The organism is Candidatus Desulforudis audaxviator MP104C, assembly GCF_000018425.1.
GTDB classification, from domain to species: Bacteria; Bacillota; Desulfotomaculia; order Desulfotomaculales; family Desulforudaceae; genus Desulforudis; species Desulforudis audaxviator.
Genome location: NC_010424.1, coordinates 217,018 through 236,655, shown reverse-complemented (window position 1 = coordinate 236,655; position 19,638 = coordinate 217,018). Strand labels below are relative to the sequence as shown.

At 54.9% G+C, this 19,638-nt stretch carries 17 protein-coding genes, 4 tRNA genes and 2 pseudogenes; 8 read left to right on the top strand and 15 right to left on the bottom strand.

The window, feature by feature from the left end; all coding sequences use genetic code 11:
- Nucleotides 1–158: 158 nt before the first annotated feature.
- Nucleotides 159–623: a type II toxin-antitoxin system VapC family toxin gene (locus DAUD_RS01105; protein ID WP_012301360.1), complete on the bottom strand. Its 465-nt coding sequence runs from the start codon at nucleotides 621–623 to the stop codon at nucleotides 159–161.
- Nucleotides 620–886 carry a type II toxin-antitoxin system Phd/YefM family antitoxin gene (locus DAUD_RS01100; RefSeq protein ID WP_012301359.1) on the bottom strand — a complete coding sequence of 89 codons (267 nt, stop codon included), beginning with the start codon at nucleotides 884–886 and terminating at the stop codon, nucleotides 620–622. The genes DAUD_RS01105 and DAUD_RS01100 overlap by 4 nt, the downstream gene beginning before the upstream one ends.
- A 281-nt stretch (nucleotides 887–1,167) precedes the next feature.
- On the opposite strand from DAUD_RS01100, the gene DAUD_RS13030 reads away from it, so the two are divergent.
- The 4 genes from DAUD_RS13030 (at nucleotide 1,168) to DAUD_RS01085 (ending at nucleotide 3,747) form a co-directional block, all read left to right on the top strand.
- Complete coding sequence (locus DAUD_RS13030; RefSeq protein WP_166485055.1) at nucleotides 1,168–1,344, top strand: AbrB/MazE/SpoVT family DNA-binding domain-containing protein; 177 nt, start codon at nucleotides 1,168–1,170, stop codon at nucleotides 1,342–1,344.
- Nucleotides 1,345–1,474: 130 nt separating this feature from the next.
- Nucleotides 1,475–1,780, top strand: a complete 306-nt coding sequence (tnpA, locus tag DAUD_RS01095; RefSeq protein ID WP_012301358.1) for an IS66 family insertion sequence element accessory protein TnpA — start codon at nucleotides 1,475–1,477, stop codon at nucleotides 1,778–1,780.
- The gene (tnpB, locus tag DAUD_RS01090; protein ID WP_012301357.1) at nucleotides 1,777–2,133 is read left to right on the top strand and encodes an IS66 family insertion sequence element accessory protein TnpB; all 357 of its coding nucleotides are present in this window, start codon (nucleotides 1,777–1,779) and stop codon (nucleotides 2,131–2,133) included. Before tnpA ends, tnpB begins: the two co-directional genes overlap by 4 nt.
- 42 nt (nucleotides 2,134–2,175) lie before the next feature.
- A complete protein-coding gene (locus DAUD_RS01085) occupies nucleotides 2,176–3,747 on the top strand; it encodes an IS66-like element ISCde1 family transposase (RefSeq protein ID WP_012301356.1) in 1,572 nt (523 codons plus the stop codon).
- A 59-nt stretch (nucleotides 3,748–3,806) separates the two neighbouring features.
- Here DAUD_RS01085 and DAUD_RS01080 read toward each other — a convergent pair whose 3' ends face one another.
- The 3 genes from DAUD_RS01080 to DAUD_RS12220 form a co-directional block, all read right to left on the bottom strand.
- Nucleotides 3,807–6,497 carry a site-specific DNA-methyltransferase gene (locus DAUD_RS01080; protein WP_012301355.1) on the bottom strand — a complete coding sequence of 897 codons (2,691 nt, stop codon included), beginning with the start codon at nucleotides 6,495–6,497 and terminating at the stop codon, nucleotides 3,807–3,809.
- A 1-nt stretch (nucleotide 6,498) separates the two neighbouring features.
- Nucleotides 6,499–9,564, bottom strand: a complete 3,066-nt coding sequence (locus DAUD_RS01075; RefSeq protein WP_012301354.1) for a BPTD_3080 family restriction endonuclease — start codon at nucleotides 9,562–9,564, stop codon at nucleotides 6,499–6,501.
- 167 nt (nucleotides 9,565–9,731) lie between these two features.
- On the bottom strand, nucleotides 9,732–10,139 hold the full coding sequence (locus DAUD_RS12220) for a hypothetical protein (RefSeq protein WP_166485054.1): 408 nt from the start codon (nucleotides 10,137–10,139) through the stop codon (nucleotides 9,732–9,734).
- A gap of 101 nt (nucleotides 10,140–10,240) precedes the next feature.
- On the opposite strand from DAUD_RS12220, the pseudogene DAUD_RS01070 reads away from it, so the two are divergent.
- Nucleotides 10,241–10,812, top strand: a pseudogene (locus DAUD_RS01070) (transposase); the annotation flags it as partial.
- 204 nt (nucleotides 10,813–11,016) lie between these two features.
- Here DAUD_RS01070 and DAUD_RS01065 read toward each other — a convergent pair.
- Entirely contained in the window at nucleotides 11,017–11,934 is a 918-nt protein-coding gene (locus DAUD_RS01065) for a CPBP family intramembrane glutamic endopeptidase (RefSeq protein ID WP_166485053.1), read from the bottom strand.
- A 328-nt stretch (nucleotides 11,935–12,262) separates the two neighbouring features.
- Between DAUD_RS01065 and DAUD_RS11800 the strand changes: the two genes are divergently transcribed.
- From DAUD_RS11800 to DAUD_RS01060, 3 genes and pseudogenes are all read left to right on the top strand, one after another.
- Complete coding sequence (locus DAUD_RS11800; RefSeq protein ID WP_242647861.1) at nucleotides 12,263–12,448, top strand: AbrB/MazE/SpoVT family DNA-binding domain-containing protein; 186 nt, start codon at nucleotides 12,263–12,265, stop codon at nucleotides 12,446–12,448.
- Nucleotides 12,449–12,681: 233 nt separating this feature from the next.
- Nucleotides 12,682–12,813, top strand: a pseudogene (locus tag DAUD_RS11795) (transposase zinc-binding domain-containing protein); the annotation flags it as partial.
- 641 nt (nucleotides 12,814–13,454) lie between these two features.
- Nucleotides 13,455–15,041 (top strand): MBL fold metallo-hydrolase, encoded by a 1,587-nt coding sequence (locus tag DAUD_RS01060; RefSeq protein WP_012301351.1) that lies wholly within the window; start codon nucleotides 13,455–13,457, stop codon nucleotides 15,039–15,041.
- A 343-nt stretch (nucleotides 15,042–15,384) separates the two neighbouring features.
- Here DAUD_RS01060 and DAUD_RS01055 read toward each other — a convergent pair whose 3' ends face one another.
- The 9 genes from DAUD_RS01055 to thyX all read right to left on the bottom strand — a co-directional run bounded on the left by DAUD_RS01055 (nucleotide 15,385) and on the right by thyX (nucleotide 19,583).
- Nucleotides 15,385–15,606, bottom strand: a complete 222-nt coding sequence (locus tag DAUD_RS01055) for a hypothetical protein (protein ID WP_012301350.1) — start codon at nucleotides 15,604–15,606, stop codon at nucleotides 15,385–15,387.
- 504 nt (nucleotides 15,607–16,110) lie between these two features.
- Nucleotides 16,111–16,187: transfer RNA gene (locus DAUD_RS01050), tRNA-Met, on the bottom strand.
- A gap of 7 nt (nucleotides 16,188–16,194) precedes the next feature.
- Nucleotides 16,195–16,270, bottom strand: a tRNA-Thr gene (locus DAUD_RS01045).
- Between the two features lie 14 nt (nucleotides 16,271–16,284).
- Nucleotides 16,285–16,360, bottom strand: a tRNA-Met gene (locus DAUD_RS01040).
- Nucleotides 16,361–16,427: 67 nt separating this feature from the next.
- Nucleotides 16,428–16,502 (bottom strand) — tRNA-Thr (locus tag DAUD_RS01035).
- Between the two features lie 263 nt (nucleotides 16,503–16,765).
- The gene (sigH, locus tag DAUD_RS01030; RefSeq protein WP_012301349.1) at nucleotides 16,766–17,416 is read right to left on the bottom strand and encodes an RNA polymerase sporulation sigma factor SigH; all 651 of its coding nucleotides are present in this window, start codon (nucleotides 17,414–17,416) and stop codon (nucleotides 16,766–16,768) included.
- A 111-nt stretch (nucleotides 17,417–17,527) separates the two neighbouring features.
- The gene (locus DAUD_RS01025) at nucleotides 17,528–18,034 is read right to left on the bottom strand and encodes an NYN domain-containing protein (protein ID WP_012301348.1); all 507 of its coding nucleotides are present in this window, start codon (nucleotides 18,032–18,034) and stop codon (nucleotides 17,528–17,530) included.
- On the bottom strand, nucleotides 18,031–18,786 hold the full coding sequence (gene rlmB / locus DAUD_RS01020) for a 23S rRNA (guanosine(2251)-2'-O)-methyltransferase RlmB (RefSeq protein ID WP_012301347.1): 756 nt from the start codon (nucleotides 18,784–18,786) through the stop codon (nucleotides 18,031–18,033). The genes DAUD_RS01025 and rlmB overlap by 4 nt, the downstream gene beginning before the upstream one ends.
- A gap of 59 nt (nucleotides 18,787–18,845) precedes the next feature.
- On the bottom strand, nucleotides 18,846–19,583 hold the full coding sequence (thyX, locus tag DAUD_RS01015) for an FAD-dependent thymidylate synthase (RefSeq protein ID WP_012301346.1): 738 nt from the start codon (nucleotides 19,581–19,583) through the stop codon (nucleotides 18,846–18,848).
- Nucleotides 19,584–19,638 lie beyond the last annotated feature (55 nt).

The window sequence follows — 19,638 nt, the reverse complement described above, 5'->3', positions numbered from 1 at the left end:
TGTGAGCTTGCTACCTGTGGAATTAAAGCCCTTTGCAGCTCCTATAATCTGCGCATTACGTCCATCTGGAACCGCAAAGTCGCAAGGCGCAGTCCCGCTTGAGTCCGCATCTGGTAGGGTAGTTGCAGATCTTGGAGCACCTCTTCTACGGCGTCTGACTAGTCTTTCCCGGGTGTCGTTCTTTGTACCGGGCGCACTTCGGGAATTACATCAATGCCGCAGGTTCGAATGGCATCCCACAGGCGGGCATCCCAACAGGCCGCCAACAAGGGACTTTTGACCTGTCGCTTGACTGTTAAAATGGAGGCCAAGTGGATGGCATCGAACCCCCGCAGACTGTGTTTTTCCGCAAGGTCTCCGGCGAACCCGATCAGCATGTCGGATACCTCCACCGCGAAGTACCGATCCCAATCGTCCCTGAAGGCACTGACCGCCAGGGTATATTTCTTGTTGTCCAGGATGCTGTCGCGGTACGCCCGTGCCAAGGCGGCCCTGGCCTCGGCGTAGGCCACCTTGGAGGTGGCCACGACGGAGGAAGCGGCTAGTAACCTTTGAGTGACTTCGGATCCTTCTTCCCGGATGTAGAGCTTCACCAGAGCGCTGGTATCCAGATAGAGGATCACCGCCGGTCCTCCGTTGCGATATCCGCCACACTCACGGTCCCCTGTGGCTCAACCGGGGTAGCCAATCCTTTAGGCTTGCCGCCTTTCCAGGAAACCATACCGACCTCTACCAGGCGGAGGATCTCTTCGGACACTGGCAGCTGTATCGGCACCAGTTTGGCAACCGGAGTGTTACGTTCCGTAATGATAATGGTTTCCCCCTCTTTTATGCGCTGGATGTAGCGGCTGAACCGTGTCTTCATCTCTCGGATTCCTATCCGCATACACTTCACCCCCTGGTGGTCACATTATATCAGCCAAATGACCACATTGCAACCCTCACCGACAGCTTTCCCGTTCACCACTAAACCGCACTGAACCGCCGGCTCCCGACTCTCCCAGCAGCGGCCGCTACCGCTTAGCGGTGCTTTAAGGTTTTGTCGTGTTCGCCGCAGTTGCGTAGGATGATCGGGTCTCCCACCCAAGCGGACGTGAGGCGCAGGCCCGCTGAGACTCTGAGCGTTTTTTGCAAGAGCAATTTCCCTGTTTGTGAGGGGACAATGCCGTGGAAACTCATATTTCCTCAAAGGGGCAGGTCACTTTGCCGGCCCCTGTTCGTAAGAAGCTGGGCTTAAGGACGGGTGACGTGCTTAAGGTGATTTGCCGGAGACGGCAAGGTAATTTTAAGTCGCAAAATGGAGAGCCACCAAGATCCAATAACAGCATTAGATATTCTGCGTGAAACGGCTGGATTCTGGAAAGAAATGTCCGAGAGCGGCGAGGAATGTAAGCGTCAAATAGCCCCCACCTAGCTTTTCGCCCTCCCAAATGAGATACTCTACGCAGCAAAAATCGAAGGAGGGCATCGCCACGTGACCAAAGCAGAGCTACAGGGCCTACGAAACCAATGGGCCACCAGAGTAGCCGAGTTTCAGGCCAGCGGGCAGAGCGTGTCCGCCTGGTGCGCGGAACAGCAGGTAAAACCCCATCAACTAAGATACTGGCTCAAGAAACATTCCCAAGCCGTCGGAAATGTACCGACCCAGTGGTTGTCACTGAACTTAAGAGACCTTGCTAATCCACCCCTGGTCATCAGAATCGGCCAAGCCACCGTCGAAGTGCGGCCGGGCTTTGATCCCGATCTACTTCGTGATGTGGTGCGCGCCCTGGCACAATGATCAGAGAAACCGAACACCACCGGGTCTATCTGGCTTGCGGCAGCACCGACCTGCGCAAATCCATCGACGGGTTGGCCGTATTGGTCAAGGAAGGATTCCGCCTGGATCCGTTCTCCTCGTGCCTTTTCGTGTTCTGCAACCGCAAACGGGACAAACTCAAGATCCTCCAGTGGGAGCATAACGGTTTCTGGCTGCACTATCGTCGGCTCGAGCGCGGCAAATTCCAGTGGCCGACCAAAGATAATTCTGGAACAGTCGCACCGGTCACCTACCGGGAGTTGCGTTGGCTGCTTGACGGTCTGTCACTTGCGCAGCCAGCCCATTCGGAGGTCAGGGCCAGAACGATTTTGTAATAAAGAAAATGATGTTTAAGCCTTGATTTTAAAGGGTTTTTCGTGCCATGTGTCGAATTGGTAGACATGGATAATGCAGCGAAAACCATCGAAGAACTCCAGATAAAATGTGCTTTACAGCAACAGCAAATCGCTGAACTAACGGCCAAACTTAACTGGTTTGAAGAACAGTTCCGTCTCAGCCAACAGCGTCAATTCGGCCGCTCCAGTGAGCAGACCCAAAACCAAGTGGAGCTTTTCAACGAGGCAGAGGCCGAAGCCAGAGCGTCTTTCGAACCAACGATCGAGGAAATCACCTACCGCCGCCGCAAAAAGCAGGGCCGGCGCCAGGAACAGCTAAAGGATCTGCCGGAGGAGATCATTGAATACCGGCTCGCTCCGGAAGAGCAGAGATGTGCCTGCGGCGGCGCCCTGCACGAAATGAGCACCGAGGTCAGGCAGGAACTCAAAATCATTCCGGCCCAGGTCAGTGTCGTCAAGCACGTCCGCTATGTCTACGCCTGCCGCCGCTGTGAACGGGAAGACATCAAAACCCCCATCGTCACCGCCCCGATGCCGGCGGCGGTACTGCCGGGAAGCCTGGTTTCCCCCTCGGCCATGGCCTACATTATGACCCAAAAGTACGTGGAGGGCATGCCGCTTTACCGCCAGGAACAACACCTGGCCCGTCGGGGCGTGGAACTCTCCCGCCAAACCCTGGCCAACTGGATGATCCAGGGTGCGGATCGCTGGCTAAGCCTCCTGTATGCCCGGATGCACAAGCATCTACTGGCGCAAGACATCCTGCACGCCGATGAGACGACCTTGCAGGTACTCAATGAACCGGGCCGGTCGGCGCAAAGCACTTCCTACCTCTGGCTTTACCGCACCGGGCGGGCCGGACCGCCAATAATCCTTTATGACTACCAGACCACCCGGGCCAGTAAACATCCCCGCCGGTTCTTGTCCGGCTTTAAGGGTTACCTGCATGTCGACGGCTATACCGGCTACAACGAACTGCCGGATGTGACCCTGGTCGGGTGTTGGGCGTATGCCCGGCGCAAGTTCGACGAAGCGCTAAAAGCACTGCCCAACGCCCAGCGCGGTGCGGCGGTGGCCGCCAAAGAAGGGTTGGAGTTCTGCAACCGTCTCTTTGCCATCGAACGGGAGTTCCGTGAAGTCACTCCCCAGGAGCGTCATACGCGTCGCCAGGAACTCAGTCGGCCGGTGGTGGAGGCTTTTTCAGCCTGGCTGAAATACCAGAGCCCCAGAGTTCTGCCGAAAAGCGCCTTCGGCCAAGCCATCAAGTATTGCCGCAACCAGTGGGACAGGCTTACCGTTTTTCTGGAAGACGGCCGCCTGGAGTTGGACAACAACCGCAGTGAGCGCTCCATTAAACCATTTGTCATCGGCCGTAAGAACTGGCTATTCGCGAACACCGCCCGTGGGGCAAGCGCCAGTGCCATCATTTATAGTGTTGTGGAAACAGCGAAGGAAAACGGCCTCAACCCCTTCAGTTACCTGCAGTATCTTTTTGTAAAGCTGCCGAACATGGATATTCAGGATGAACAGGCCTTAGAAGAGTTGCTTCCCTGGTCGGCAACACTGCCACCGATCTGTCGGGGTGGCAAGTAGTCTATTAGAGAGTCTAAATCAATCCTCACCTGGCTTTAAAGGTGGGAAGTATTTGACGCTTACCTATGGAGTGTGGCCCAGGCGTCTTCGTTGATCTCGGCCTTCAGCGTGGTCTTGAGCGCCTTATAGGGATCGTTTACGCCAAGGAAGTAGGCATGGCGTACAAAGAAGCTCTCCTCGTTGTAGTCGGTGTCGATGAACCAACAGGCTATCCCCTCAGGCCCGTCGCTGCGAACCTCACCGGTGTTGGGGTGGAACACGTCCACGCCATTGATTTTCACTTGTATCTGCCCGTTCCCAGCGTCGAGAATGTCTATGTCCGGCTCGCCGAAGATGACGAACAGGTTGCCCTTGCCGGTGTTTTTCAGGTCGTCGGCCATGTGCAGGTCGGCGTTCATCCGGGCCTTGAGCACCGGTATTCGGCCAAGCTTGTTGAACTCCGATGAATGGGCGTCGTAGTTGAAGGCGCAGGCGATGAGCACATCGAAGCCCGCATCACCCGCCTCGCGGGCGGCCGCCACAAGATCGGGGCGGGATACGGTGCCGAACTCCGGACCGACGAAAATCGCGGCGCGTTTCTCCACGGCTGAATCCCCGTCTCCCTCAACGTAGCGCCCTTCTCCACAGACCAGATCCCCGGGCCAGGGGATAATCGAGGAAAAGATGATCTTGTCTTCCTTGTGGGCCTGCTGCACACCAGAGATCTTGAGGTTTTCCAGGATCATTTGAACGAAGTCCCGTTCCTCTCCGTAGCCGGCCGCCGATTCCCCAACGCCGTCGATCAGCTCGTCATTCTCGTCCACCGCCAGCACGCGGTGCGGCGACAGGCTCTCGACCGTGAACGGCCCGGCAACACGCACCTTTCTCTTGTCCTCATAGGGCTTGTCGTAGAGGTACTCGAACTCGGCCTTGGCGGCGATGGAGGCGTCGATCTCCTTCTGCCGGGCGATGCGCTGCTCCCACCACTTTGCGTGCAGCGCCTTTGCTTCATCCGACCACTCGTCGTCGGCTTTGTGAGGGATTTCCCATTCTTCCCACCTTTTACCGAGGGCCTTGTTGAGTTGGTCTCGTAGCGGTTCCATCGTCTCCTGGAACTTGTCCCAGATGACGTCGATCTCCGCGTTGTTGGCAATGGATTTAAGCGTGATATGAGGTACCCGTTCGTAGACGAACCCCTGGCGGATATCGCCGCGGGTCGGAGCCTCGGACGGCGCAGTGCGGGTGATCTCGGCCTCCTTGAGTTGCCCTTCGCGACTGTCGGCGAGTATGTAGTACGGGTACCGCGCACCCATAATCCGTGCCCGAGCCAAGGCCAGTGCTACACGGGAAGTGTCAATCGTAATCCAGCGACGACCCCATTGCTCGGCAACGTAAGCAGTTGTGCCGGAGCCACAAGTTGGATCGAGTACGAGATCGCCGGGGTCGGTGGCCATCAAAATACATCGTTGGACAATCTTGTCATCAGTTTGCACAACGTAGATTTTGTTCAGCCCGCTACCTGTTCCAGTATCCGTCCAAGTGTTCGTTAGCGGGAATGAACTCCAGTCGTTGAGCAGACGCTGATAGCTAACGGTCGAAGCTAACGCATAGAGACGATCGGCTTTTGCAGCGCGCTCCAAGCTTTCTTTGGGCATTCCCCACCATCGGCCTCTGCTTGTGAAAGTCCTGCCTTGAAACTCCAATTCGTATTTTGCGCCTGGCCCCGGTTTCGTCAGATCGCCAAAACGGAGCGGTGAATAACCACTGGGAATCAAGTGTGGATTTTTCTTCTCCTCGTCTTTCATACGACGGATAATGCCGTCCAGCCCTTTTACATACTGATATGCTCCCGCGCCTTCACCATCCAATGCCTTATCCTTAAATAGCTGTCTGTACTTGATTGAATCTGGAGATTTGCCATAAAAAAGAATGTAATCATTTTGGCGCGGAAGAGTTGTACTCCCAAGTCCGGACGACTTAACAACAATGATCTCACTTATAAAGCAGTCTTCCCCAAACACCTCATCCATCAACGCCCGAACCCGATGAACATTTTCATCCCCAATCTGTACAAAAATCGAGCCTGAGTCCGCCAACAAATCGCGCGCTACCGTCAGCCGGTCCCGCAGATAGGTTAAATAAGAATGAATCCCGTCACGCCAAGTGTCTCGGAACGCTTTAACCTGCTCCGGCTCGCGCGTGATGTGCTCAACGTTGCCGTCCTTCACATCCCGACTCGTCGTCGACCACTGAAAATTCGAATTAAATTTGATTCCGTAGGGCGGGTCGATGTAGATGCACTGGACCTTGCCGCGCAGGCCTTCGCGTTCAGCCAGCGACGCCATCACTTGCAGGCTGTCGCCGAGGATCATCCGGTTGCTCCAGTTGGCGTCGTGCTGGTAGAACTCGGTCCTCGCGCTCTCGTTTGGTAGGCCGTTAAAGTCGGCGAATAAATCGATCTGCGGGCCTTGGGCCTTTTTCTGAGCCTTGGTCCAACGGAGCAGGTCGTCGATCAGGACCTTGGGGTGTACCTTCTCCTGGATGTATAGCGGCGGCGCATGGACGACGAGGTCGGACCAGTGTTTTTCGTCCTTACCGCGCCAGACAAGTTGCGGGTCTAAATCCCGGTTGCGGCGCTCGTAGGCGATGCGAATGGGACTTAGCTCATCCTTCCTCATTACCGATTGGTATTCGGCCGTCGGGATGTTCTTGCGCTTGGCCTCGTTGTGTGTGAGGGTTTCGACGGTCTTTTTCGTTGTCTTCTTGGCCATCTTAACTCCCCTCCACCGTCGGCCGAGTGGTGACTGAATCGATCATCTTGTTGAACTCGGCTTCGACCCTGGCCTCAAAGTCGGCCTCGATGCGGTAGACCTCGGTGAACTCGGCAAACGCCCAGCGGCCATACTGTTTGAGCTTATTGACCCCGGGTATCCAGTAGGTCTCCATGGCGGTCTTCTTCTCCTTGGCGTCCTCGCGCCGGTACCCCTTGATCTCGACGACCAGGTGGAGCAGGTTGTCCTCGCCGTGCCCGCCGTCGACTAGGACGATGAAGTCGGGGATGTACTTCCGTACCTCCGAACCGTAGCGGTACGGTACTTCCAGTCCGAGGTTGTGGTTCTTGACATAAGCCTTGACCCGTGGATGGGACTCAGCAACGCGGCAGAACTCGGCCTCCCAGTCGCTGTCGAGGATGACCCAATTGATGTGACAGCGGCGTGGGTCGGTCTCCCAGCGGTTTTTCTTCGAGGTATTGAAGTTCACGTGGATAGTGGAGCCAGTGGGGTTATAGGGGTCCAGTATAGCCTTAATGGGCCGTTCACCCACCAACGAACGGGTGATGCCGGCGGTTATGCGCTCACAAGCCATGTCCGCCAACTCCTGATACATTAGTTGCGCGGGGAAGGTGCCGCCCTTGCAGACCAAATAGTTATCGAGCCACTGCCTGGTGATTCGCTTAAGCTGCCCGAACAGGTGGAGTCTGGGCTCTTCCCCGTGGTCCCGCCACTTGGTGTACAGCAAACGTTTGGTAAGGTGAAACAGCAGCGTGGACCGCCGTATATCTTCCAGATGCTGCAGGCTGAGGTCGACGTCTTCACCAATAATCCCCGCGTTCTTGGTGATCGAGGGGCCGACGATATCTGGGGTCAGCTCAAGAATGGAGTCGTCGTTGAATTTGGCGGTAAGCCTTTCCTCGGGCAGTTCGACACGGTAACCTTCGACGCGCGGAAAACGGATCTCGAGGTGGTCGCGGTCGGGTCGCACAGCCTTGACCTGGATGGTCTCACGGGGCGGTTGCGGGGGCGCAATAACCGGCTTGGCGGTGAAGTCGAACGGTATCCCCAGTATGTCAGCATATTCTACGTTAAACAAGCCGTCCTCATTGAGGTCATAGGACTGGCGGCGCAACGCACGGCCGATGACCTGCTCGCACAAGAGCTGAGTGCCAAAGGCACGCACGCCCAGCACATGCGTAACGGTGTTAGCATCCCAGCCCTCAGTAAGCATGGAAACCGATACCACGCAGCGAATCGACTCGCCGAGGCGACCTTCCTTACCAACGGTATTCATGACTTCCCGCAGCAACTCCTGATCTGTCAGGTTCTCGGCCTGGCGGCGGTCGCCGGTACGTTCTATGATCTCGCGTCGGAAACGCTCGATCGCATCGGCAGCCATAGCGCGGAAGTTATCGTCCAGTGCTTCGCCGGATTCGAGCTGCTCACTGTCTATCAACAGCGTCCGTGGACGGGGGAGTGGGTTGCCGTGCTCGTCGAAGTTCCGAAAGAGTGCCAGGCGTCCGTTCTCAAGGGTGGTCGAACCGTCTTCGTTCTCCCGGTAGAAGCCGGAAATATAGTCGTACACCAGTTTGGAGGTGGACGTATTGTTGCAGACCACAATGAAGCAGGGCGGGACTCTAATACCGCTTTTCTGCCATAGTTCATATGTCTTTTCGTAATGCCCATAAAGGGCATCGAGCGCAGTTTGCAGCTCGACCGGCAGGCTCAGCGGATCAAGGCTCTTTGCCTTACCCCGGCCTTTCTTAGGCATCCGCGTGCGAATGTGCTCCCAGAGGTTGCGGAACTTGGGCATCTCCCCGCCAGGGATGTTATCGGCCACAGGAACGCGCGGCAGTTTGACGATGCCGCATTCGATGGCGTCCATCAGCGAGAAGTCACTCACCGTCCAGGGGAACAGCGTACCCTCAGCGTAGCCGGAGCCCCGGAGGAAGAACGGCGTTGCCGATAGGTCAATGACGCGCGTGATACCGAGTTTGCGGTTGACGGTTTCGAGGCCGGAGATCCAAACACGGGCAGCTTCGTTGTTTTTCTCGGCTTCCCTCCGGTCATCGCCTTTCAGCTCGCCCTCGGCATCGCTTTTGGGCTTTTCACGGTAACAATGATGCGCCTCGTCGTTGAGCACCAGGATGTTCTTCATACCCATCAGCTCGGGCATCACCCGCTGGAGCATCTGTCCCTCGGTTTCCAACGTGTTGAGCGCCGCGCCCCGGCCCTGAAGCAGCGACCGGCCGCCCTTGGACAGCTCCATGCGTTCGCGGAGTTTGAAGGCGTGGTAGTTGGTGATGACGATCTTAGCCCGTTCCAGATCGCGGAGCATATCGTTGGGGACGAGTTCCCGGCTCTGGTAGTAGCTGTCCGGATCATTGGGCTGAAGCACGCGGAGCCGGTCGCGGATAGTCAGACCCGGGCAGACAACCAAGAACCCCCGGGTGAATCGTTTGCTATTGGGCTGGCGCACGGCATTGATGGTCTGCCAGGCAATCAGCATGGCCATTACTGTGGTTTTGCCGGCACCGGTAGCCAGCTTCAGGGCCAGACGCAGCAGGCCCGGGTTGGCCTCATTGTTAGCATTGATAAGGTGTTCAAGGAATGGCTGGCCGATCTTGCCGATTTTCGGAGCCACTTCCGTCAACCAGATGACCGTCTCAACCGCTTCGACCTGGCAGAAAAACGGCTGGATGTTGCTGAACTTATGATGTCGCCAGTGGTGAAGCAGCCGGGCGGTTTCGGGCGTGACGCGCCAATCACCGGGGGAACTGCTGCGCCACTGGTCTACATGGCGTCGAATCTCATTGATAATGGACGTAGGATCATACTGCTGAGCTTTCGTCGAAAGCCCTTTGCCTTCATCGAAAACCATCTGTTGCTGGTCCAGTGAATCCTTGCGTTTCCTGGGCTTCGGAATCGGCGTGATGAACTCGGCGCGACGGCGCCTGTCGATGATTCGTTGCGTAGGCTGGCCCTGATCATCAAGTTCCCAGTGCCGCGCCGGATACTCATAGGGAGAGTTAAGGATTGGCTTTTCAAAGAATTGATTATCCATGTTCACCTTCTCTCCCGCTGGCCCGCCATTACATTACTCAAATGGGTTAACCCCAATTTCGGCAAAGGATACCAAATTCCTGCACAGCTCTTAGCGGGAAGGAAGGGGACAACTGGAAAATCTTCTCCGTTTTTGTTGGCCGGTTTTTCTCCACTTAGGTTTACCGTTCACACCCCCGCAATAAAGCCGCCCAACGCTGCGGTTGAACGGTACCAAACCGTGCGGTCAAAGGTCTTGGAGAAGCACCACCATACTTGCATCGCGTGGTTTGATGTCCGGCTCGAACACTTGTTAGCTTCTTTTTCATTCCTTAAATAGTCAGCAATTCTTTTTTCTTCATCTAGCATAGTTGACCAATGAGTACGGCCATTCTCATCTATCCAAGCAGTTCGTCTATTCATGATTTTCTCGTAATAGTCTGCGTTATTATAAAACTGAATAAACGGTCTTCCTTTATGGATGGATCCGGAACACCGTACCCACAAATAATAACTCTTCATAGCAAAACCTGTAATAGGTTGGACAATTGGAAGTCCTTGTAATGGACTATTTTCGTTTGCAATAAGGTAATCCAATGAAAAGAACATACTTATGGAATACATGGAGTTGATATAAGCATAGTCATCGAAATCCTTTCCTGACGCTCAACAGCGTAAGGAATGATTTTTATCTGAGCATGTTGCGTCTCCGTCAGGAAGAGTGCCGCCAAGTATCGTTCCTGGATCAGCTGTTGCCGCCCGAGTTGTTTGAGTTCCCGGAACACCTGGCCAAACTGGATTCTTGGCTGGATGATGGGCGCTTCTTCAAACCGTTTCAGGACAAATACCACCGATTTCTGGGACGACCTTCCGTACAGCGGAGACCTACTTGCGCATGACGGCGCTCCAGTACCAGTACGGACTCAGCGACCGGGATGTTTGCAATCAGGTGGGGGACCGCATCAGTTGGCGCCGGTTCTGCCGGATTCCCTTGCATAAACGGGTACCCCATCCCAGCACTCTGTCAAAGATCCGGCGGCGGTTGGACGCCGACGGGAGCGACCATATGGCCGAGCTGAACGAGCACCTGATCCGCAAGGCAGCGGAGGAAAAGATCATAAAGAGCCGTACCAAAGTGCGGGTGGACACCACCGTGGTCGAGGCCAACATCCACCACCCCACCGATTCCGGCTTGATTGCGGACACCGTACGGGTGGTGACGCGCTTGGCGAAAAAGATCCAGGCCGTCGCTGATGATACCGGTGCCTCGACTGTACACAAAAGAGCCGAAACTCCTCAGCATATCGGCTCCTTTATCGAATTTATAGCCCACAGCTCGCTTTTCTGCGATGTAGTTCTCAATCGGAACGGCTAGTGCACTCAGCTGAAGGCAATTTGGGCGAAGCATAGCGAAGCCTTTTATCCGCTTTTTATACGCAGTCCCTTATTCCGATTATTCTAGCACAACACCATTTCATTTAATGTCCTCCATGATAGCATCTACAGGTCTTCTTCTAACGGATTTGTCGAAAAAGAATATACAGAAGTTCGCTATTAAAAGAACAATGAAACCAGCCAAACCGAGCACTCCTACAGTTAATTCACTTCCGCCTTTAAGCATTACAAAAGAGAGTCCAGCAGTAGCGTTAAATGAACCATGAATTACAGAGGCGGCAATGACAGATTTTGCTTTAAGTCTAATATAACTGAAAATTGGAGATAGCAGCAGAGTTAAAATTGTCATCATAAATATCCCAACTACTGGATAATTAGGATAATTATATCCTAGAAGAACAATAGGAGCATGCCATATTCCCCAGATAAAGCCAATAATCGCTGACGATTTCCAGAAGCTCATGTAACCAAACTCTCTTTGAAGAAGTCCTCTCCAGCCTAATTCCTCGCCAAAACCAAAAAGAGCATTAATGGTTAGTCCTGCAACAAGCCAGATCAACAGGAAAATCCAAATTGGATGAACTGGAAAAGCGGCAAACTGGCTTTGCATCTGAATAAACTGTTCTGGTGTCGTTAAGACAGATTGTTGCAGTCTCTCAGCCATTCCTGTCATTTCTGGAGAATATTCAACTCCCGGAAAAAGTAAACTTACTCCAAATGCAGCAAAGGCAATGACGGGTGGAAGTAGCCATGCCACCAAAAACCACCGATTTAACTTAAAAGAGATCCCCAATGGTTTTTTGAGATGTTCTCTATAAATAAACTTTTGAACAATAATCGCCACGACCATTGGAAGGAACATATAGATAATTAACATTCCACGTCCTTCAACACCACCAATTTCACCGCCAAAAGCAAAAAACAATCCTGCCAGTACCCAGTTGACCAGAAAGGTTAGCCCTATAAATAATAAAGGTTTTTTGGCATTTTTATTCATAACGATACCTCCTATCTCAACGTTTTGGAGCCACACTTTAAAAAGCTCACTTTATCAGCCTTTTTGAAAACATTCATCTTGGGTGGTCTACCCACTTATCGCCCCCTGCTTACCCTATCATGCCTCCCCGGGTCCTTTGCCCTGACGTTCCTTCGTTCAGTATAATGGGGGCCACCTTGAAATTTCTGGCTTATTTCGACAATACAATAATATCAATTGTCCTTTGACGAAACCTGTCGAATTCTGGCCTTTTGAACTAAATTTCATCCCTTCCCTCTTCTAAGCGGGAAAGCCTTAGAATACCAGGAAGAACCTGATTTTCGGAAGTGTGGATCAATGTCACAAGAAGATAACCATACCGGTAACCGTTCGACGTAAGCTTGATCTACAGCCGGGTGACGAGTTGACATTCGATGTAAACCCCGAAGGCGAAGTTATGGTAAGGGCCTTCAAGCGCAAGCGCCTGACGGAGCTATATGCCTCTTTACCGGCGACAAGTACCTTAGCTGTATAATGGCATCCACTTAGGCACAATACCGCTCCTGATTTCCCAACTTTCTCAGTACCCCCCGTGCCAATCCGGCTAATCTGGACTGGATGGCTATCATCGAGACTTGACCGCAAGCGCATAAATGGCATCTCTCGACTACTCAGGGGGCATGTGGTAATCTGACATGAAACACCTGTTTCTGTCAAGGGATGGATGCGAATGCTGAACGCCTGCCGCGCACCTGCGGACAATGCCGTTTACATTGCGGCGATCTCCATTTCGGGTTTGCCCGGGTGCGGTGCGATGCATGCGGCCACGAATACTTGTTGGCCTTTTCGTGTAAACGCCGCCACTTTTGTCCTTCGTGCCATCAGAAACGGGTGGTCGAGTTCGGTGAATGGCTGTGTCCGAAGCGCCGCTAATTTGGATGATTATGGAACCTGCGCCGGTTCTCTTTTTGGATGTTGCCAATTCCGCGCTGTCTTGCGCAAGTCATATGTAAAATCGTGTATGTCACGGAAGTATTTTGTGTGCTTGACATGCTTTGTGGCTCTTGTTATGCTCTCTCCAACAAAAAGTCAACAAAAAGTAAATTCTTATCCGTTGGGCGACGAGGATCAGGCTATTTATGGGGTTCCGTGGAGCGGCACCGCAATATCTGCTGGAGTTTAAGAAAACCTATCCCAATGCGAAAATTATAGCCATGACAGAAAATTTTCGGTCATCAGAAGATATTAATAATTTAATCCGGGTTTTGTAAGACGGTGGAAGAACTAAATGAGATTCTATTGAAGCCAAAAGAAGAATAGTTCTGTCCACTGGCCCCGCCCCAGATAGTTAAGCGGCCTTGAGCTAAATGCGATGAACTTCGCGGAAGTCGAGATCAAAAGAAAGAAGCTTTTCATAAAGACCAAAGGTACGGACTTAAGCCGCAAGTTGTTGCGGATCTTACGAATTCACTCACCCCAAAAATGTCATGTCACCGGAAGAATTTACTCTGTAAAAATCCGTTATTTTCCGGGGGGTCATTATGTGCAGCAACCTGTTCCATATTTACCGCTCCGTGTCCGGTAACGAAGATTACTTATGCAAAGTGATGGTCTTTGTGGCCGACCGACCTGGTTCATTGGCGGCGCTGGCTAGCATTTTCGCCAGCCACAACGTCAATATCACCTCTTTTCACTATAACCGGTCGGAGCATCCCAACCGGGTGCTTGTCGAGGGAAAAAGTAACGACCTCCAGTCCTTACAGAATGTTTGCCGGGAACTGAACGAGCAAGGGATGCTCGACGAAGAATCCCATGCGTCGGCCCTTGAACTTGGCGTGCTCGATACCCAGAACATTCTCAAATTGAAGTGGCATCTCCAGCACCGGCCGGGTTCGTTGGCAGCATTCGCCGCCCTGCTCCGGAACCACGGGGCCAATGTCATTTATATGGCATATAACGAGGCCGTTTCCGAGGTGACAGCTACAGTTTCCCTCGCTACCCGGAGTGCTCGGGAGATAGATGAGCTCCTGAAAGACCTCAATGAACACGGGTATTATTACAGCCTAGAGTACCAGGGCACGGAGCAGGAAGAAACAGAAAACGTCATCGGCCTCAATCTCGTAGAGCGGTTTTTTTTCAGGCTGAAGCGGCTCCTGGGGACGGAGGACATCGATCGCCTGAAGAAGGTCGTAGAGTCGTCCCAGCGCATGTCCGAGGCGCTGGCCAGGTTTAACAGGGAGGCGGGCAAGAATCTCGAAGCCGGTAAGGTTTTCACTAATGTGCTGGCCTTCGCTTCAACATCCCTGTGCAGGACCGGTCCCGGTTTTTCCTACCGGCGGCTCCCGGCGCTTCCCCTTGGAAGTATCGTCTTCCACGCCTTTCGTCTTCCGACCGGAGGGAACATCTACATGCTGCAAAGTGACGAAGAAGTGGTCATGGTAGACGGCGGGTACGGGGTTTACTACGAAGACGTAAAGCGGATGTTGCGGGAGAACGGGTTGGACCCCGCGCGTATACGTCGCATCTACCTTAGTCACGCCGATGCGGATCACGCGGGCTTGAGCGGTTATTTCGCTTCCGAGTTCGGTAGCCGTGTCTTCCTCCACCCCGATGCCTGCGGCATACTGGAAAACGAAAACCGGGCGTGGGGGAGTGGTTCGCCGCTCGCCGGGTTGAACCACTACTTCACGGTGCTGGTTAATACCTTTACGAAGTCTGCTGCGCCGTCCGCGTGGGAAGCGTACGGCACCGGCGACCTCGGTCGCTTGAACGGTCTCCGGGTTATCGACACTTTCACAGTGGGCGGCCAGACCTTTAAAGTACTGGAAAGCATGGGCGGCCATATTCCCGGCCAGGTTTTCTTTATCGGTGTTGAATCGGGGCTCATTTTCACGGGTGACTACCTCATGCTCCTTGTGAGCCTGGGGCCAGAGGAACGGGAATTTCTTAACCTGCCGAAGTTTATGATGACAAGCACTAACACCAACTCCCTTCTTTTCCGCCAGGAAATGCAGGCCCTGAAGGAGATCGTGCTTGGCCTTGATGCCGAGTTGTACGAACGAAACCGCGGGGCGATTGTTGCGCCGGGCCACGGCGATTACTACCCGGCCAGGTGGTTAAACCGGTAGACGAAGAGCGGGCGTGGGTGCCAGGCACCTAACTTATTAAAAGTAAGCAAGCAGGCCGGCGTTTCCAGAAACGGAGAGTGAGTGATTGCCCGTTGCCCCAGCGGTAGAGACAAAACCGAAACAAACACCGCCGTAAGAATATATAATACCAGGAAGCCTCGGAAGAAAATAATCTCTTTCCGGGGCTTTGTGCATGATCTGAACTGCATCTTCGGAGGTATTAAATACGGATGTCAAGATAGCAAATAAATATAACATCAACAAGGCTCGCCATTGCCTTAAGGCCAACAAAAAGTAAATTCTTATCCGTTATCCGTTTTATCCGTTTATCCGTTTATCCCGTTTACATCTGCAGGGACGTGACTTCACGGCTGGCCGGGTCCACCGCAAAACTCAAGTCCCGGATCACGGCCCGGGTTCCGTCTTCCAAGGCGCAAGTCTCCCTGATCTTCTGCCACTCGGCGGCCAGGAGTCCCGGTGTCGAGGGCGGCGCCCCGCGGTCGCCCGTGCACCCGGCTACTGCCAACAACAGGGCCAGAACCGCGCCAAGGAGAAGCTTGTTCAATTTCCCCGCCTCTTTTCAAAGAATGCATTGTCCACATCTTGGGTTCTGACGGTAAGACTCCGGACGGCGTGCTTTGGATTGGGGATTTCGCAATGCTCGAGTATCACCCGACGTGCCGGGATCTTGCTGCAGTATTACCGTCACCAAGGTCTGACACCAATCAATGCGATCATTGCCGGTACTGCCCAGGAGCACGAAGCAAGCCTGGTTACCCGGAATGTCAAACACTTCCGTATGGTCGAAGGTATCGTCGTCTTTAACTTGCCTACCGATTCCATTTAGAAGCCCGACTTATCTTCGAAAACCAATTCCCTATAGCCCTAATCCTTTGCCTCCCTCTGGTATTCGGCGCTTTTCAGCACGAGTGGGGTAGCTTATAGTTCAGACCCACGCACCTCGGGTTTGAAGCACGATTTAGCCGAAGTAAGTCTTAAGCATAACCCGGCCAATGCGGCCGATTTAGGCCCCAAAAAACAAAACCAGCCTTGCCGGCTGGCTGTGCACTGGTAGCGGAGGAGGGACTTGAACCCCCGACGCAGCGGGTATGAACCGCTTGCTCTACCAACCTGAGCTACTCCGCCTGGTATTTGGAGCCCATAGGCGGGATCGAACCGCCGACCTTATCCTTACCAAGGATACGCTCTGCCTACTGAGCTATATGGGCCCGTCTTTCAATATTGGTTGCGGGGGCAGGATTTGAACCTGCGACCTTCGGGTTATGAGCCCGACGAGCTACCGGCTGCTCCACCCCGCTAAGTCAACGAATTTATTGTATCACAAACCGGTATCCTTTACAAGGACATTCGCGTCCGGTACCTTGCTGGAGCCGGCGAAGGGATTTGAACCCCCGACCTGCTGATTACAAGTCAGCTGCTCTGCCACTGAGCTACGCCGGCCTAAAACACGGGACGGGGCCGGTCAGAGCGGCCGGCACCGTCCGTCTCTTGTAGCGCATCACTATGGTAGCAAAAGGAGCCGCGGCTGTCAACCACTACGGCTCCCCTTTGCTATTGGCCTGTGATATTGTCACCTCATAAGCGGTCTGAGAAAATGTCACCCATGAAGGGAGACGTTTTCTTGAAACCCAAGGAAGCCAGGAGACTTGCCGTCAAAACGGGTCTCTTGGAGCCCCCGTGCTTTATTTCAACTGATTGACCGGCTAAATTTCGCGCCTTTCCAGGTATTTCTCCAGTTTGCGCTTTACCCGCTGCAGGGCGTTATCGATCGATTTTACGTGCCGGTCCAGATCCTCGGCGATCTCTTGGTAGGACTTGCCCTCCAGGTAGGACATGAGCACCTTCCATTCCAACGAACTAAGCAGTTCGCCGATTTTCTCCTCGATATCGTCAAACTCTTCGCGGCTGATGACAAGTTCTTCGGGATCGGTGATTTTGGAACCGGAGATGACGTCCAGGAGGGTGCGGTCCGAGTCTTCGTCGTAGATGGGTTTGTTCAGGGATACGTAAGAATTGAGGGGGATGTGTTTTTGCCTGGTCGCCGTTTTGATCGCCGTAATGATCTGCCTGGTGATACACAGTTCGGCAAACGCCCGGAACGAGGAGAGTTTGTCCAGGCGGAAGTCGCGGATAGCCTTGTAAAGGCCAATCATACCCTCCTGGATGATGTCCTCCCGGTCGGCCCCGATCAGGAAATAGGACCGGGCCTTGGCGCGCACAAAATGGCGGTACTTGTTGATGAGGAATTCCAGGGCTTCACTGTCGCCTTCCCGGGCATGTTCAACTATCTTCTCGTCTTCTAGGGCGTGATAGATCTGGAACTGGGCAGTCTCGAATTGGGGGTTGAGGCTCAAAAACTATCGCCTCCGTGTAAGGGTATAAATAAGGAAAGGCACTTACGTTATGAATTATACTTAATGGCCTGACGGGAGTCAAGCCTAACCTGTCCGTACTCCCGGCTACCCTTATGGCTTTTTGCGGCGCCACGCCTCCAGCGCCGCCCTGGTTCGTTCTTCCAGACGGTTTTCCAAATAGCCGTCGGCCGGTTTATCCCGGTGGTAGACAATCGATTCCCGCGTCAACCGTCGCACTTTTTCCCAGAATTCCCCCGGCGGCACCCGGTAGGCCCCCAGGCCCAGGACCTGCCGCTGTTCGACATAATCGGCGGTAACCACGAACACCGACGCCGACCGCCCGGACAGTCTTCCGATCATGCGCTCGATTACCGTATCGGCCGTCTCCCCTTCGGACGTATAGATCACCTCCACCGGCCCGTACCTCTCGGTGTGCGCCACTCCTCCCGGAACAGAGTGGGCGTCGAACACCACGGTCACCTGTTGACCAGCCAACGCTGCAAAATTGATCAGGGTGTCGATCAGACGGGCGCGTGCGTGCTCCAGGTCGTTCAGGTCTTTAAGCTCCGGGGAGTTGAAGATCACGTTGTAGCCGTCCACCACTAGGTGTTCCTTCATAATGACCCGCCGGCCCTCCTCTGGCGGACGGCCTCGTAAATCAGCAGGGCGGCCGCCACTGAAGCGTTGAGGGACCCTACGCGGCCCGACATCGGAATTCGGACCAGGGAGTCGCACTCCGCCCGCACCGCCCGGCCCAGGCCCCCCGCTTCGCCCCCGATCACTAGGGCCAGCGGTCCTCCCAGGTCCGCGTCCCAATACGAAACCGGACCATCCGGATCGGCCCCGACCACCCACAAGCCCTTCTGTTTAAACTCACGGAGGGTGAGGGCGATGTTGGTGACTCGGGCCACCGGAAGATACTCCACCGCTCCCGCCGCGGTCTTGGCCGCCGCAGGGGTGAGTGGGGCCGCCCGCCGCGACGGGACCACGGCACCATCCACGCCGGCCGCCTCGGCGGTGCGGAGGATCGCCCCCAGGTTGCGCGGATCCTGAATTGCGTTCAGGACCACAATGAGCGGGTTCTCCGTTCCCAGCAGTTCTTCGACCGTCGCGAAGTCCTTGACGGAAACCGTCGCGGCCACACCCTGGTGGGCACCGCCATCGGTCAGCCGGTCCAGCAGCGGACGTTCCACGACTTGCACCGGAATCCGCCCCGGCCGCGCCAGCTCCCGCAGTTCCCGGAACAGTCGGGGGTCGGCTCCCCGGACCACCAGGATCTTGTGCAGGGTCCGCCCACCCCGCAAGGCCTCCCGGACCGGGTTCCGGCCGTAGATGACCGTCTGTTTTTCGGAGTCACGCGAGTCGCGCACTGTCGGCCTCCCAAAACATACGCCCGCGACGAGCTCACGAGCTCAATCCCGGATCATCGTCAAGAGCATTTTGATCCGCCCCCGCGGTATTTCTTGCGGACCTCCTTCAGCTTCCCGCAGTTCAGTTTCCCTTCCGGGCAGGGCCCGCGCAGGCACGCCGGCCCGGCCTTGGCGAAGATGGTCGGCGCGGTGGGCTTCACCAAATCCAGCATCCGGTCGGCCAACTCCCGGATCTCCCACTGGGCCCGCTCGCAGCAGCGCAGGGTGAAGAAGTGCAAGAGCTCCCGGGCGTTCATGGTGAACACGAACTTCGTTTCGGCGGCGTTCGGCAGGACGAAGCGGGCATCCTCAAAGGCGTCCCGCCCACCCCCGAGTTCCCGTGCCCAGTGGTCGTACCACTCCTGGATCGTGCGCATCTGGCGCGCGAATTCCTCCCGGGCCCCGTTTCCCAGGGCGGCGATCCGCGGCGGGATCACGTAATCGAATACCCCGTCGGGGTTCTTGGCCGCCGTCTCGCCCACGTACCGCTGGGACTGCACGCTGAATGAAGCCAGGCGGTGTCTGGTGATCTGGGCCAGAAGGCTCCGGGAAACGCCCTCGACCGCAAAGGTGTATGAGGCGTGTTCGATGACGGTGACGTGCCCCATGCCCACCAGCTTCCGGATCAGTTCCCCCGGATCACGCCCGGCTTCGGTGGCGACCAGATCGTTATTGTCCAGGCTGGAGTAGCACCGGCGCCCGGCCAGGGCGGCCAGCGCCTCGGGCCCTTCGGTGTGCGCCAGCAATACAACCCGCAACTCTCTTTCTCCCACGGAAAAGCCATCCTTTCAGTCTCTCGGTCCCTGAAGATGT

Excerpts from the sequence above, each read along its gene's own strand:
- DAUD_RS01065 (WP_166485053.1), bottom strand. The coding sequence starts at position 11,934 with ATGAATAAAAATGCCAAAAAACCTTTATTATTTATAGGGCTAACCTTT.
- DAUD_RS01100 (WP_012301359.1), bottom strand. The coding sequence starts at position 886 with ATGCGGATAGGAATCCGAGAGATGAAGACACGGTTCAGCCGCTACATC.
- DAUD_RS01025 (WP_012301348.1), bottom strand. The coding sequence starts at position 18,034 with ATGAAGGAACACCTAGTGGTGGACGGCTACAACGTGATCTTCAACTCC.
- DAUD_RS01060 (WP_012301351.1), top strand. The coding sequence starts at position 13,455 with ATGTGCAGCAACCTGTTCCATATTTACCGCTCCGTGTCCGGTAACGAA.
- DAUD_RS01075 (WP_012301354.1), bottom strand. The coding sequence starts at position 9,564 with ATGGATAATCAATTCTTTGAAAAGCCAATCCTTAACTCTCCCTATGAG.
- tnpB (WP_012301357.1), top strand. The coding sequence starts at position 1,777 with ATGATCAGAGAAACCGAACACCACCGGGTCTATCTGGCTTGCGGCAGC.
- DAUD_RS01080 (WP_012301355.1), bottom strand. The coding sequence starts at position 6,497 with ATGGCCAAGAAGACAACGAAAAAGACCGTCGAAACCCTCACACACAAC.